The organism is Nonomuraea sp. PA05, from assembly GCF_008086045.1.
GTDB lineage: Bacteria > Actinomycetota > Actinomycetes > Streptosporangiales > Streptosporangiaceae > Nonomuraea > Nonomuraea monospora.
The window spans coordinates 1-13032 of record NZ_VSEY01000002.1 but is presented as its reverse complement, the minus strand read 5'-3'; the positions used below and the strand labels follow the sequence as shown (position 1 = coordinate 13032).

Annotated in this window: 14 protein-coding genes and 1 pseudogene; 7 read left to right on the top strand and 8 right to left on the bottom strand. The window is 74.0% G+C overall.

From position 1 onward, the window contains the following. Positions 1-185: 185 nt before the first annotated feature. A complete protein-coding gene (locus FXF51_RS03125; RefSeq protein WP_187414145.1) occupies positions 186-2099 on the bottom strand; it encodes an AfsR/SARP family transcriptional regulator in 1914 nt (637 codons plus the stop codon). Between the two features lie 300 nt (positions 2100-2399). On the opposite strand from FXF51_RS03125, the gene FXF51_RS03120 reads away from it, so the two are divergent. The 3 genes from FXF51_RS03120 to FXF51_RS03110 are packed head-to-tail and all read left to right on the top strand — an operon-like array spanning position 2400 to position 4131. Next, entirely contained in the window at positions 2400-2636 is a 237-nt protein-coding gene (locus FXF51_RS03120; RefSeq protein ID WP_148432717.1) for a DUF2630 family protein, read from the top strand. Between the two features lie 57 nt (positions 2637-2693). Further along, on the top strand, positions 2694-3653 hold the full coding sequence (locus tag FXF51_RS03115) for an NAD(P)H-dependent flavin oxidoreductase (RefSeq protein ID WP_148432716.1): 960 nt from the start codon (positions 2694-2696) through the stop codon (positions 3651-3653). A gap of 10 nt (positions 3654-3663) precedes the next feature. Then, a complete protein-coding gene (locus FXF51_RS03110; RefSeq protein WP_148432715.1) occupies positions 3664-4131 on the top strand; it encodes an SRPBCC family protein in 468 nt (155 codons plus the stop codon). Here FXF51_RS03110 and FXF51_RS03105 read toward each other — a convergent pair. Both FXF51_RS03105 and FXF51_RS03100 read right to left on the bottom strand, forming a co-directional pair. Beyond that, entirely contained in the window at positions 4109-4879 is a 771-nt protein-coding gene (locus FXF51_RS03105; RefSeq protein ID WP_262379257.1) for a methyltransferase, read from the bottom strand. The genes FXF51_RS03110 and FXF51_RS03105 overlap by 23 nt on opposite strands. 71 nt (positions 4880-4950) lie before the next feature. Beyond that, entirely contained in the window at positions 4951-6432 is a 1482-nt protein-coding gene (locus FXF51_RS03100) for an alpha/beta fold hydrolase (protein WP_148432714.1), read from the bottom strand. Between the two features lie 192 nt (positions 6433-6624). Here FXF51_RS03100 and FXF51_RS03095 point away from each other — a divergent pair, with 192 nt between their 5' ends. Both FXF51_RS03095 and FXF51_RS03090 read left to right on the top strand, forming a co-directional pair. Next, on the top strand, positions 6625-7830 hold the full coding sequence (locus FXF51_RS03095) for a sensor histidine kinase (RefSeq protein WP_148432713.1): 1206 nt from the start codon (positions 6625-6627) through the stop codon (positions 7828-7830). Positions 7831-7843: 13 nt separating this feature from the next. Further along, complete coding sequence (locus tag FXF51_RS03090; protein ID WP_148432712.1) at positions 7844-8488, top strand: LuxR C-terminal-related transcriptional regulator; 645 nt, start codon at positions 7844-7846, stop codon at positions 8486-8488. A 6-nt stretch (positions 8489-8494) separates the two neighbouring features. Here FXF51_RS03090 and FXF51_RS03085 read toward each other — a convergent pair whose 3' ends face one another. From FXF51_RS03085 to FXF51_RS03065, 5 genes are all read right to left on the bottom strand, one after another. Continuing rightward, positions 8495-8854 carry a barstar family protein gene (locus FXF51_RS03085; protein ID WP_148432711.1) on the bottom strand — a complete coding sequence of 120 codons (360 nt, stop codon included), beginning with the start codon at positions 8852-8854 and terminating at the stop codon, positions 8495-8497. Between the two features lie 9 nt (positions 8855-8863). Next, a complete protein-coding gene (locus FXF51_RS03080; protein WP_148432710.1) occupies positions 8864-9271 on the bottom strand; it encodes a ribonuclease domain-containing protein in 408 nt (135 codons plus the stop codon). 105 nt (positions 9272-9376) lie between these two features. Next, positions 9377-10300, bottom strand: a complete 924-nt coding sequence (locus FXF51_RS03075) for a hypothetical protein (RefSeq protein ID WP_148432709.1) — start codon at positions 10298-10300, stop codon at positions 9377-9379. A 34-nt stretch (positions 10301-10334) separates the two neighbouring features. Beyond that, entirely contained in the window at positions 10335-11573 is a 1239-nt protein-coding gene (locus FXF51_RS03070; RefSeq protein ID WP_148432708.1) for a cytochrome P450 family protein, read from the bottom strand. 100 nt (positions 11574-11673) lie between these two features. Then, entirely contained in the window at positions 11674-12108 is a 435-nt protein-coding gene (locus FXF51_RS03065; protein ID WP_148432707.1) for a pyridoxamine 5'-phosphate oxidase family protein, read from the bottom strand. A gap of 143 nt (positions 12109-12251) precedes the next feature. On the opposite strand from FXF51_RS03065, the gene FXF51_RS03060 reads away from it, so the two are divergent. Both FXF51_RS03060 and FXF51_RS03055 read left to right on the top strand, forming a co-directional pair. After that, positions 12252-12689, top strand: a complete 438-nt coding sequence (locus FXF51_RS03060) for a hypothetical protein (protein WP_148432706.1) — start codon at positions 12252-12254, stop codon at positions 12687-12689. A gap of 28 nt (positions 12690-12717) precedes the next feature. Continuing rightward, a pseudogene (locus FXF51_RS03055) lies at positions 12718-13032 on the top strand (histidine kinase); the annotation flags it as partial.

The following is a 13032-nucleotide window of genomic DNA, read 5'->3' as shown; positions in this document are numbered from 1 at the left end:
TTCTCGGCGGCGAGAAAAGGTGAGACATGGCGCCAACAATGTCGAATCCGGCTACACCCCGTGCCATACAAATGTGTATAGGTGGACGGCGGGCGGCGTGACAGTGAAGAAGAAAAGCGCTGGGAGTGGATCTTCGGGAGACTTATCGATCGAATCTCCCGGTGAATGCGGATGATTTCCCGGTCTCAGCTCCTCACGGGCATGTAGGTGATCGGCTGGGCCGATGCCTGGGCGGCCGGGACGGCGGGGTGCAGGGGCGGCCCGGCGGGCGGCGTCCAGACGTCGCGGCGCGCCCGCCGGACGGCCTGCGCCTGGTCCTCCTCGGTGTCCTCCTCCCTGGCGCGCTCGCGCGCGAACAGGCAGAGCAGGTCGTGCATGCGGTACCGGTCGTGCCCGCACACCTCCAGGAGCTGGGCCTCGGCCAGGTGGTCCAGCAGGTCGCCGGCGCGCGGCTCGGAGCGGTCGGCCAGCGCCGCGGCGGCCGTGACGCTGATGGCGCCGCCGCCGAGCAGGCTCAGCAGCCGGAACATCCGCGACGACTCGGTGTCCAGGCTGCGGTAGCTCATCATGAAGTACGCCCGCACGGCCTGGTCGTCGGCCTGCAGCTCGGACAGGCGGTGCTCCTCGACCGCCAGCCGGTCGGCCAGGGCGCGCAGCGACAGCCCGGGACGGGCGATCAGCCGGGCGGCGGCGATCCTGACCGCCAGCGGCAGCCCTCCGCACAGCCGGACGATCGCGCCCGCCGCCCGCTGCTCGGCCGCCACGCGCTCCTCGCCGATCAGGCGGCCGAGCAGCATGCCGGTCTCCTCCTCGGTCATCACACCCAGGCGGAAGTGCGCGGCGCCGTCCAGTGAGGTGAGCATCCTGCGCGCGGTGACCAGCACGCGGCAGGTGGGGCTGGCCGGCAGCAGCGGGCGCACCTGCGCGGCGTCGCGGGCGTTGTCCAGCAGGAGCAGCAGGTGCCTGCCGTCGGTCAGCGAACGGAAGCGGGCCGCGGCCTCGTCCACGCCGAGCCGCCCCTCGGGCCCCGCCGCCGCGTCGTCGCCGAGCGAGCGCAGCAGGCGGGCCAGGACGTCGGCGGGATGCAGCGGCGCGACGCCGGGTGTGGAGCCGTGCAGGTCCACGTAGAGCCGGCCGTCCGGGTAGCGGCCCGCGACCTGGTGGGCGACGTGCACGGCCAGCGCCGACTTGCCGACCCCGGCGGCGCCGGTGATCGCCGAGATGGCGGCCGTGCCCGCGACGGCGCCCAGCTTCGTGCACAGGCGGGAGACCTCGGCGCCGCGGCCGGTGAAGGCCGCCGCGCCGATGGGCAACTCGGCCGGCGCCCTGCGCGCGGCGACGGCGGGCGGCGGCGTCAGCGCCGGGTCGTCGGCCAGGATGCGCTGGTGCATGCGGACCAGGTCGGGTCCCGGATCGATGCCGACCTCCGCGGCCAGCGTCATCCGCGCGCTCTGGTAGACGGTCAGCGCGTCGGCCCTGCGGCCGGAACGGTACAACGCCAGCATGAGCTGGGTCCGCAGCCGCTCGTTCAGCGGGTCCCTGTGGGTCAGCGTCTCCAGGTCGGCGAGCATCTCGCCGTGCTGGCCGAGCGCCAGCCTGGCCTCCAGCGAGGCGTCCACGACGGTCGCCCGCAGCCGCTCCAGCCGCGCCGCCTCACAGCGCAGCGGCGCGGGCAGGGGTAACTCCTCCAGGACGGACTCGCCACGCCACAGGCACAGGGCCCGCGTCAGCCGTTCGAGCGCGACGTCGTGCCGGCCGGCCGACAACGCCAGCTGCCCCTGCGCGGCGAGATCCTCGAACAGCGTGACATCCACCTCGCCCGGCGTGACGCGCAGCATGTAACCGTTCGAGCCCGCCTCGATGCGAGAGGGGGAACCGAGCACCTTGCGCAGCGCGGAGATGTAGGTGTAGAGGTTCGACTCCGCGGTGGCGGGCGCACGTTCGCCCCAGAGCCAGTCGAGCATGCGCCGGCTGGGTATCGCCTTTCCCACGTTGAGCAGCAGGGCGGCCAGCAGCACCCGTTGTTTTCTGCGGCCGAGCACGATCGGTCTCCCGAGAGAGGTACGAACCTCGATCGGCCCGAGGATCTTGAAATCCATACACATCACCCTGCAGCGCGCGGCTTTTCACCAACAGGACCGTACGATTGCACACGGATCTTGATTTGCCGCGACCCATGATCGACGTAAGCGACCTTGGAACGGTACTTCCTGGAACGGAATAAGAAGATTACGCATCTCGAATAGCGGACCTCCGCCGGGGAGGCGGCTGAAATTTATTGCCGCGCCGATATGCGTGGTGCGAGAAATTCGCCTCCGGCCGGTGCGAGGCCGCGCCGCCGGGCCATGTACGGTGGATCCTCACCTGGCACGGCGGGTCCCGCGAACGGAAGGCATCGGATGGACGACCAGCAGATTCTCCAGCGCATTCACGCCCTCGTGGACGAGGAGCACGAGCTGCTCTCCCAGCGCGAGTCCGCGGGGCCCGAGCAGCACGCCCGGATCGCCCACCTGGAGGAGACCCTCGACCAGTGCTGGGACCTGCTGCGCCGCCGCCGCGCCCGGCAGTCGGCCGGGCTCGACCCGGACGACGCCCAGGCGGCGCCGGTCTCCCAGGTCGAGAGCTACCTGCAGTAACCGGTCGCGCAGGCCGAGAGCCGCCCGCCGTGAGAGCGCGGGCTTGAGGAGCGACACATGCCACGTACCTGGCTGACCGAGCGTTTCGGGCTGGACGTGCCGCTGGTCGGCGCGCCGATGGCGAGCGTCGGGGACGGGCGGCTGGCCGCCGCCGTCTCCTCGGCGGGCGCGCTCGGCATGATCGGCGTGCCCGCCTCCGCGCCCGGCTCGTGGATCGCCGAACAGGCCGCCGTCGCCGCCGCCGGCGGGCGGCCGTACGGCATCGGGCTGATGGCCTGGGCACTGCCCGGCCACCCCGACCAGCTCGCCGCCGCCCTGGAGGCCCGGCCCGCGCTGGTCTCCGTGAGCTTCGGGGACTTCACCCCGTACGTCCGGCCGCTGCGCGACGCCGGCATCACCGTCGCCGTCCAGGCGGGCACCACCAGGGAAGCGCTCCAGGCGGAGGCCGCCGGGGCGGACGTCGTGGTCGCCAGGGGCGGCGAGGGCGGCGGGCACGGGCGCGCCGAGGTGGCCATGCTGCCGCTGCTGCAGGGGGTGCTGGAGGAGGTGACCGTCCCGGTGCTCGCCGCCGGCGGCATCGCCACCGCCCGTGGCCTGGCCGCCGTCCTCGCCGCCGGCGCTGCGGGCGGCTGGGCGGGGACGGCGTTCCTCGGGTGCGCCGAGACGCTGCTGTCCGGGGCCGCCCGGGCGCGGGTGCTGGCCACCGAGGAGACCGGCACCGCGTACGGGCGGGTCTTCGACGTGGCGCAGCGGCTGGCCTGGCCGCCGGAGTTCGGCGGGCGGGCGTTGCGTAACGCGTTCTTCGGGCGGTGGGAAGGGCGGGAGGAGGAACTGGCCGGGGACGAGGCGGCGCGCGAGGAGCTGGCGGCGGCACGGACGGCGGGCGACTTCGACACCGCCTACGTGTACGCCGGTCAGGGAGTGGGCCTGGTGAAGGGCGTGGGGGAGGGGGTGCGGACCGCTGCCGACGTGGTCGCCACCTTCGCCGCAGCCGACGAACTGCTCCGCCGCTTCTAGGAGACGCCGCTTGCCCCGCTTCGAGGTGATCACCCTCGTCCAGGCGCCGCCCCCGGTCGTCTTCGACACGTCCCTGTCGGTGGACCTGCACACCTCCGCGTTCGCCCACACGGGCGAGCGGGCGGTGGCGGGCGTCACGTCAGGGCGGCTCGCCCTGGGCGACCAGGTCACTTGGCGCGCCCGCCACTTCGGCCTGACCTGGCACCTCACCTCCACGATCAGCGCCTGCACCCGCCCTGCGTACTTCGTGGACGAGCAGGTGACGGGCCCGTTCCGGCGCTGGCGCCACGCCCACACGTTCGAGGCGGCCGACGACGGCGCGGCCACGCTCATGACGGACGTCGTCGACTTCGCCGCCCCCCTGCCCCCGCTGGGCCGGCTGGCGGAGATCCTGGTGCTGGAGCGCTACCTGACCAGGCTCATCGTCCGCCGCAACGCGCACATCGCGGAGGTGGTCACCCGGCGGCCCGCTGGATGACGTACATGCCGAGCTCTACCGGACCGGTGCCGGACGCCAGCAGGCCGTGCTCGCCCGTCTCCGCCTCCAGCCGCTTCTGGTCGAGCACCCACCAGTCGTAGCTCGCCGTCACCTCGCCGACCGGCCGGTCGGCGTCGAACGTCCGGTACGTCATGTGCCAGGTGACCAGGCCCGGCCCGGCGGGTTCGGCCCGGCCCCACCCCTCGTACCTGCGCCGTCCCGCCCGGATGTCGCAGAACCGCGTCAGGGGGACGGCGACCGGCTGGGCGGGCGGCGGCAGGTTCAGCACCGCCCGGCCGCCGGGCACGAGCCGGTCGGCCAGCAACCGCCAGAGGCGGTCGCGCGCGGCCGCGTCGAAGTGCCCGATGACGTTCATCAGGACAACGGCACCCAGCCGGTCGGGCAGGGTCGGGTCGTCCGGCCGGTCGGGCGGGGGCGGGCCGAACAGCCGCTCCGGCAGGACGGTCACCCGGTCGCGCAGCCCGGCGTCCTCGCAGACGCGGGCCAGCAGGGCGGCCCGCAGCCCCGGCGACGGCTCGACCGCCACGATCGGCGCGCCGGGGACCGCGTCCGCGATCACCCGCGTGCCGTGCCCGCCGCCCGCGCCCACGTCCACGACGGGGCCGGTGACCCCGCGCAGTGCCCGTGCCAGCGCCGGCCCCAGCGCCGCCCAGGCGGGCGCGATCATCACGTCGAGGAACTCCGCCGATCTCTCGTACGCGTCGGCCACCCCCATACCCTCACCCATCTCTCGCGAAGTGATAATCATTGCCATTTCGGGGCAGCCTAGATACGAGCTGGACCGACCGTCAAGGGGCGTCACTCCGCCGGGCAGACGGTCCCCGGCGCGGGCAGCCTCAGCTCCGTCAGGTACGCGGTGGCGTACGCGATCGGGCACTTCTTGCCCGACAGGTAGAGCACGTGCCCGGGTCCGTCGTACCCCAAGCTCACCGACCCCGGCACCATCCGGGTGAACATCTCGGTCCACGGGAAGTCCCCCTCCAGCGTCCCCGCGCCGAGCATCGGCGGCAGCCCGCGCACGTCCAGCGGGCGCGCCGGGTTGGCCACCGGCTCCGTCCAGCCCGAGCAGCCCAGCGAGTCGAACGCCGCACCCGCGAAGCTCGGCGCGACCTCGCGCGCGTCGCGCCGGTACTCCTGGAGCCGGTCCCAGCCGGGGTAGCCGCGCCCGTCACCGCAGGTCATGGCCAGCGCCACGGGCATCGCCCAGGCGCGCGCGTTGCCCAGGACGAAGTCCGCGAACCCCGAGCCGTCACCGCGCCGCGCCCTGTCCACGTTCTCGGCCAGCGTCAACCACCGGGAGTGATCCGGGCCGGGGTCGGGGATGAAGCCGAAGCTGCGCAGGTGCCAGCCGGTCAGCTTCCCCTCGCCGAACTCCTCGGACGTGACCGGGATGGGCTCGCGATCGGCGTCGCGGGTGAGCCGCCGCCAGGCCTCCGCCGCGTCCTCGCCGTGCAGCGCGCACGCGGGCGTCGCCGCGCACCAGCGGCCGAACCGCTCCAGCGCCGCCTCCACGCCGGCGGCCGACACCAGGTGGACGGCGGGCCAGCCCTTGGTCTGGTTGATCACGCCGTCCAGGTACATGGCCCTGATGCGCTGCGGGAACAGCCTGCTGTACGCGGCCGCGACCACCCCGCCGTAGGAGCTGGCCATGAAGCTCAGCCGCTCCTCGCCGAGGGCCCGGCGGACGGCGTCCATGTCCCTGGCGACGGACAGCGCGTCCAGGTGCGCGAACAGGCCCGTCGTGTCGGCCCTCCCGCACGCCGCGAACGCCTTGGCCATCGACGCCGCCATGGCCTCGAAGTCGCGGCGGTCGCGCGGGTCGTGCAGGGCGACGCCGGGCTTGCCGCACTCCGCGGCGGCGGTCGCGGCCCAGACCGTGGCGCGCGGGCGGTAGCCGACGAGGTCGAAGCGGCGGCGCAGCTCGGTCAGGTCGGGTGCGGCCAGCTTGAGGTCCTCGATGCCGTCGCGGCCAGGGCCGCCGGGGACGCCGAGGACGCTGCCGACGCGGCGCGCCGGGTCGGTGGCCGGCAACCTGGCCAGGTTCAGCCTGACCTGCTTGCCGCGCGGCTTCGACCAGTCCGCGGGGACGTCGAGCGCGCCGCACTCCATCCCGGCGGGCACCCCCTCCCCGCCACACGCCCGCCACACGATCGGCGCGGCCCCCGCCGGCACCGCCGTCGCGTGGGCGGCCGTCCTCTGAGCCGCCTGGGCCGGCCCCACCAGCCCCAGCACCACCACCATCGTCAGCCCCGCCGCCGAGCTCGCGGACTTGCGGAACATGTCAGCACTCCTCTCCCTCGATGATCCGATCTCCCTCGATGATCCGAGCCCCACCCTCACCCGCCCCTCCCATCGAGCACCACGGGAAGCTCCTCCGAACAGCCTTCGGGACAACCCCCGGGGGCCCACCGGGTGGCCCCCCAGCCCCAGCCACGTCAGCCTGAGAACAACGCAAGAAAGGAGGCGGGCCCGGTGCGGATCTGGCGCGAGCTCGGCTACACGTTGACGGTCCCCCTGATGGCCGCCCTGGGCCTGGCCCACCTGCTGATCGTCCTGGCGGCCCTGGTGACCTCCACCTACGTGGTGGGCCTGCCTCTCCTGGCGGCCTGCGTACTGGGAGCCAGAAGGCTCGGCGCCGCCAACCGGTGGCTGGCGCGGACGCTGGCGGTCGCGGACGTCCCGCCGCCCGCCCCCTACCGCCCGGCGAGGGGTGCGCTGAACCGGCTGGGCACGGCGCTGGGAGACGTGGCGGGCTGGCGGGCGATCATCCACGCCGTGGTCCGCCTGCCCGCCGCCGCGCTGGCCCTGGCCGGGGCCGCCGCGACGTGGGGCCTCGGCCTGGTGCTGCTGACGTGCCCGCTGTGGTGGCAGGTCCCCGGCCTCCCGGCGCCGGGCGGCTGGCCGGGCGCGCTGCTGCTGGGCGTGCTGGGCCTGGGGCTGCTGCTGCTGGCCCCCATGGTGGTGCACCTCGCGCTGGTGCCGGAGCGGATGCTGGCGCGTACGCTGCTCGGCCTCCCTCCCGCCCAGGCGCGCATCCGTACGCTGGAGGAGACCAGGACCCTGGCCGTGGAGGACGCCGCAGCCGCGCTGCGGCGGGTGGAGCGGGACCTGCACGACGGGACGGCCGCCCGGCTGACCGCGCTGGCCATGACCCTCAGCATGGCCAAGGAGGAGCTCGGCGAGGACGGCGACCTGGAGCGCGCCCGCGCCCTGGTCGACGGCGCGCACCGCGGCGCCAAGGACACCCTGTCGGAGCTGACCGACCTGCTGCGCGGCATCCACCCGCCAGCCCTGGACAAGGGCCTGGAGGTGGCCCTGGCGACGCTGGCCGCGCGCAGCCCGCTGCCCGTGGACCTGGACGCCGAGCTGGCCGAGCGGCCCTCGCCCGCCGTCGAGACCATCGCGTTCTACTGCACGGCCGAGCTGCTGGCCAACGTGGCCAAGCACAGCGGTGCCCGGCAGGCCGCGATCCGGCTGCGGGCCACCGGCGGGCGGCTGCGCCTGCACGTGCGGGACGACGGCGCGGGCGGCGCCGTCCTGGCGTACGGAGGGCCGGCCGACGGGTCGGGGCTGCGCGGCCTGAACGACCGCGTCCGGGTGGTGGACGGCGAGCTGGCGATCCACAGCCCCGCCGGAGGACCTACGGTGGTGATCGTCGACCTGCCCCTGCGCGCGTGAACGGACGGCCCCCATGCGCATCGTGATAGCCGAGGACGCCGTGGTGCTCCGCGACGGCCTGTGCCTGCTGCTCACCACGCGCGGCCACGAGGTGCCGGCCGCCGTCGGCGACGGGGACGCGCTGGTGGCGGCCGTGGCCGAGCACCGCCCCGACGTGGCCGTGGTGGACGTGCGCATGCCGCCCACGCACACCGACGAGGGGCTGCGGGCCGCGATCCGGGTTCGGCGCGACCATCCGGAGCTGGGGCTGCTGGTGTTCTCGCAGTACATCGAGACGCACTACGCCGCCCAGCTCCTGGCGGGCGGCGCGCGCGGGATCGGTTACCTGCTCAAGGAGCGCGTCACCGACGTCAAGGACTTCCTGTCGGCCCTCGGCCGCGTCGCGGCCGGGGAGACCGTGCTCGATCCGGAGGTCGTCACCCAGCTCATGGGGGCCAGCAGGCGCGGCGACGCGCTGGCGCTGCTGACGCCCCGGGAACGCGAGGTGCTGGCCATGATGGCGCAGGGCCGCTCCAACAGCGCCATCGCCGAGAGCCTGTTCCTGTCGTACGGGTCGGTGGAGAAGCACGTCACGCAGATCTTCACCAAGCTCGGCCTGGCCCCGTCCGACAACGACCACCGCCGCGTCCTGGCCGTCCTGCGTTATCTGCAGGGCTGACCCGGCTCAGGAGAGGGCGGCGGCGAGGCGTTCGCGCAGCGCGGCGTCGTGCCCGGCGTCGGTGCACAGCGTCACGGCCAGCCCGTCGCTGGAGGCGTCGGCGAGCACGGTCAGCAATGTGGCGAGCTGCTCGGGGGGCTCGTCGGCCAGCAGTTCCTCGGCGTGCCGGACGATGAGCGTGACGGCGCCGATGTCGCGCAGGCAGTCGGTGAGCGCGTCCCAGTTGCGGCCGAAGTAGCCGGGGAAGCGCAGCGCCCGCGCCACCTCCTCGAAGAAGGCGGCGCGGGTCCTGCACGCCCGCCCGTCCACGACCCGGCCGGTCGACACCGTCAGCCATGGGGGCAGCGGACGCGGGGCTGAGTTCATGGGCGTTCCCTAGAGCCGGTAGAAGTCGGTGTAGTGGTTGGGCGAGAACCAGACGGCGCCGGTGCTGCGGTTGACGACGATCCGGTACGCGTCACGCGCGGCGCCACGGGCCCGGGAGTAGACGTCGTACTCGTAGTAGGTCGCGTTCGCGGGCAGTTGCCCCTCGCGGTTGTAGTGGCGCCCGCCGGTGTAGTTGTATCTGCCGTCGGGCCAGGAGTACCAGCCGGCGCTGGTGGGGTAGCCCTTGGAGGCCCAGATGGAGCTGGCCGAGCGGGCGTCGGCGCAGCGGGAGATGGTGCAGGAGTTGTAGACCGCGGCGTTGGCGGGCGCGACCCCCGCTAGTCCGGCGAGGGAGACGAGGGCGGCGAGGACGACGGCGAGCCGTACCGGCCAGGAAGGGCGCGGCGGAGTGTGCACGGAGCCTCCTTGCGAAGGGGGTGACGGACACCGTCATGATCGCCTTTCTCCGCTTGTCAGGGAAAGACACCCGCGTCAAGGATCGGTGAACAATACGAGGCTTGTTCATGGTGCCGGGCGGACCCGGACGTCCTCGACGGCGGCGCGCACGAAGCCGCGGTCGCCGGACGCGGCCAGGTAGTAGCCGTCCCGGCAGGCGCTGCCCGCGATGGCGTGCCGGGCGTCGAGCACGACCGGCGCCTCGCCCAGCCGCCCGCAGCCGGGCACCGGCGCCACCACCAGCATGCGGCGGCTCAGCCCGCCCAGCCAGAGCTGCGGCCCGACGAGCCTGCCGGCGCGGGTCTCGCCGGGCCGCGCCAGCCGCAGCGGGCCGCCCGCCGACAGGGTGAGGAAGCCGTCCGGGCCGTGCGTGCCGCGCAGGTTGGCGGCCCAGGCCAGGCGCTGCTCGAACGTCATCCCCATCGGCTCGTCCTGGAGGGCGAGCCGCCAGTCGCCGAAGCGGAACAGCAGCACCTGGCCGGCGGCGTCCACCCCGGGCGGCCCCGGCCAGACGCTGACGTTCGCGGTGAGCGGGCGGAGCATGGCGCGGCCCGCGGCGGTCTCCGCCTCGCCGTAGAGGGGCGCGGTCAGCGCGCGGAACTCCGCGCCGCCGTCGCCGGTCAGCGTGCCGCCGACGTACGGCCGCGCCCCCAGCGAGGCCAGGCTCAGCCTCGCCGGGTAGGTGATCTCGGCCCGCGACCCGTCGGGAAAGGTGACCCGCATCGTGCCGGTACCGCCCTCGACCACGGCCGCCGGGTACACGGCGTTCGGCGTCACGCTGACCGCCTCGCGCACGGGGACGCGGGAGACGACCGGCCTGGGGCCGTCGCCGTCCTCGCGCACGGGGTCGCGGGAGACGACGGGCCGGGGGCCGCCGCCGTCCTCGGCGCGGGTCAGCACGACGATCAGCGGCACGGCGGCCAGGAGGGCGAGCAGCGCCGCCGCGCCCGCCCATCGCGGCCCGCGCGGGCCCTGCTCGACGATCTCCACAGGGCCCCCTTTCGTACGCTCGGACGGCACCGATCTAGACCGACAGCAGGACGGGCAGCGCGCGGTGCCCGTTGGAGATGAACGACTCCAGCGGCAGCAGGTCGCCCGGCTGCGCGGCCAGCGTCATGCCGGGGAAGCGGCCGAACAGGGCGGGCAGCGCGATCGCGGCCTCCAGCGTGGCCAGCGGCGCGCCGAGGCAGCGGTGCACGCCGTACCCGAAGGCCAGGTGCTCCTTGACGGCGCGGGTGACGTCGAACGTGGCCGCGTCCTGGCCGTGCACGAGCGGGTCGCGCCCGGCGGCCCCGTAGCAGTTGAGTATCGGCTCGCCCGCGGGCAGCACGAGGCCGTCGCCGAGGTCGATGTCCTCGACGGCGAAGCGGAGCGGCAGGTTCGCGATCGGCCCCTGGCTGCGCAGCGTCTCCTCGATGACCTCGTCCCAGCTCACGCTGCCGGAGCGGACGAGGGCGAGCTGGCCCGGATGGGTGAGCATCGCGTAGATGGCGTTGTCGAGCAGGTTGACCGTGGTCTCGTGGCCCGCGCTCAGGAACAGGATGAGCGTGTCGACCAGTTCGTGCTCCTCCAGCGGCGCGTTCTCCTCGTCGCGCGCGGCGATCAGCGCGGAGGACAGGTCGTCGCCGGGGTGCTCACGCTTGCCGGCGACGACCTCGCGCAGGACGGCCTGCAGCCGCCCCAGGATCGCGGCCGTGTCGGGGGCGTCGGGCCGGCCGATCTGGAAGAAGGAGTCGGCGCAGTGGCGCACCTCCTCGCGGGTGTCCTCGTCGGCGATGCCGAACAGCTCGCAGATCACCTTGATCGGCAGCGGGTAGGCGTACCGTTCGCGCAGGTCCGTCACCGTGTCGGGCGGCTGTCCGGCCAGCTCGCCGAGCAGTTGCTCGGTGATCGCCTCGATGCGCGGGCGCAGCGCGGCGGTGCGGCGGACGGTGAAGGCGCTGGAGACCAGGCCGCGCAGCCGCCGGTGGTCCGGCCCGTACGCGGTGAGCATGTTCCGGACGGCCACCCACGCGAACAGCGGCCACTCCGGCGAGATCTCGCCCTTGATCCAGGCGGGCCAGTGCAGGTAGGCGTCCTTGGACACCCGCGGATCGGTCAGCAGCCGCCTGAGCAGCGCCTGGTCGCTCGCCGCCCACGCCAGGACGCCGCCGGGCAGCTCGACGCGGGCGGCGGGCCCGAGCGCGCGGATGCGCTCGGCCTCGCCGTGGATGTCGCGGCCCGCGGGATCGATGACGAACGGCCGTGCGCCGGCAGCGCCCATGGTGTTCTCCTGTGGGGTTAGCGCCCGATTTGTCCATCGGCAGCGTTCCCCATCAGACGGCACCACGCCCACTATCCGGGCGGATCAAATCATGTACGCCCTACGCCGTGGCCGCCGCGGGCACCAGGGCGAAGCCGGTGACGATCTCCGGCTGGATGCGGATCACCTGCTCCATCTCGCCCGCCACCCAGGGCGTCAGCAGCGTCCTCAAACGTGCCGCCTCGCCGGGGTCGGTCACCAGCCGCGCCACCCCCGTGATGATCACGCTCCAGCCCAGGCGCTCGTACCCGTCCAGGTCGTCGGCCTCGTACGCCACCACGGCCTCCGCCGGCGCCACGTGGGCGCTGAGTATCGTGCCGGGGCTGGACCGGATCACGATCTGCCCGCCCACCACCACATGGTTGACGGGCCGGATCGCGGGCAACGCGTGCCGGGTGAAGACGATCCGGCCGAACGGCACGCCGGCCAGCAGACGCAGCGCCTCCGTCTCGGGCAGCTCCCGGAGCAGCCGGTTGCCCGTTGCGTTCTGGTACATCACCATCACAGCCTGCCGACGGCCGCCCGCGCGCGAACAGGGACCAAAGTCCCGACTTTCCCAGGAGGAGGACCCTGCGGCAGCGCCCGGCCCGGCCGGTAGCCTGATCGCGCTCCGTGACAGGTGAGGAGGGCGGGCACAGCATGACGTGGTGGTCGGTGGTGCGGTTCCTGCACGTGCTGGGGGCGGCGCTGTGGGTCGGCGGGCAGCTCACGGTGTCGCTGGTGGTGCTGCCCCTGGCCCGGCGGCTGCTCGACGACGAGCGGCGCGGCCAGGTGCTGACCGCCGTCGGCCGGCGCTTCGGGCTGCTCACCGTCGCGGTGTTCCTGCCGGTGCAGCTCGCCACCGGCGTGGCCATCGCCTGGCACAAGGGCGTCACCTGGGCCATGCTCGCCGAGCCCGGCTACGGGCGGATCCTGGCGGCCAAGCTGCTGCTGTTCTGCGCCGTCATGGCCATGGCGGGGGCGCACGGCTGGGCCAGCGGCGCGGGCCGTCCCAAGCTGGCCAGGTTCATGGCGATCGCGTCGCTGGCGGGCTCACTGGGCGTGGTGCTGCTGGCCGCCGCACTGCCCGCGACCTGATCGTCATGGCACGTGCCAGACTGGGCGGATGGAGAGCGAGCACCGTCCGTTGATGCCGCAGATGCGGCTCGATGAGCTGCTGGCGGAGCTGCAGGTGCGGCTCGACGCCGTGCTGTCCACCCGCGACCGGGTGCACGCGCTGCTGGAGGCCGTGGTCTCCATCGGCAGCGACCTCGACCTGGAGACGGTGCTGCGCAGGATCGTGGCGACCGCCACCACGCTGGTCGACGCCGGCTACGGCGCGCTGGGCGTGGTCGGCGAGGAGAACACCCTCGTCCAGTTCATCCCCGTGGGGCTGAGCGAGGAGGAGATCGCCAGGATCGAGCACTGGCCGCACGGGCTC

Excerpts from the sequence above, each read along its gene's own strand:
- FXF51_RS03090 (WP_148432712.1), top strand. The coding sequence starts at position 7,844 with ATGCGCATCGTGATAGCCGAGGACGCCGTGGTGCTCCGCGACGGCCTG.
- FXF51_RS03115 (WP_148432716.1), top strand. The coding sequence starts at position 2,694 with ATGCCACGTACCTGGCTGACCGAGCGTTTCGGGCTGGACGTGCCGCTG.
- FXF51_RS03125 (WP_187414145.1), bottom strand. The coding sequence starts at position 2,099 with ATGGATTTCAAGATCCTCGGGCCGATCGAGGTTCGTACCTCTCTCGGG.
- FXF51_RS03060 (WP_148432706.1), top strand. The coding sequence starts at position 12,252 with ATGACGTGGTGGTCGGTGGTGCGGTTCCTGCACGTGCTGGGGGCGGCG.
- FXF51_RS03070 (WP_148432708.1), bottom strand. The coding sequence starts at position 11,573 with ATGGGCGCTGCCGGCGCACGGCCGTTCGTCATCGATCCCGCGGGCCGC.
- FXF51_RS03105 (WP_262379257.1), bottom strand. The coding sequence starts at position 4,879 with ATGGGTGAGGGTATGGGGGTGGCCGACGCGTACGAGAGATCGGCGGAG.
- FXF51_RS03100 (WP_148432714.1), bottom strand. The coding sequence starts at position 6,432 with ATGTTCCGCAAGTCCGCGAGCTCGGCGGCGGGGCTGACGATGGTGGTG.
- FXF51_RS03065 (WP_148432707.1), bottom strand. The coding sequence starts at position 12,108 with ATGTACCAGAACGCAACGGGCAACCGGCTGCTCCGGGAGCTGCCCGAG.
- FXF51_RS03120 (WP_148432717.1), top strand. The coding sequence starts at position 2,400 with ATGGACGACCAGCAGATTCTCCAGCGCATTCACGCCCTCGTGGACGAG.
- FXF51_RS03085 (WP_148432711.1), bottom strand. The coding sequence starts at position 8,854 with ATGAACTCAGCCCCGCGTCCGCTGCCCCCATGGCTGACGGTGTCGACC.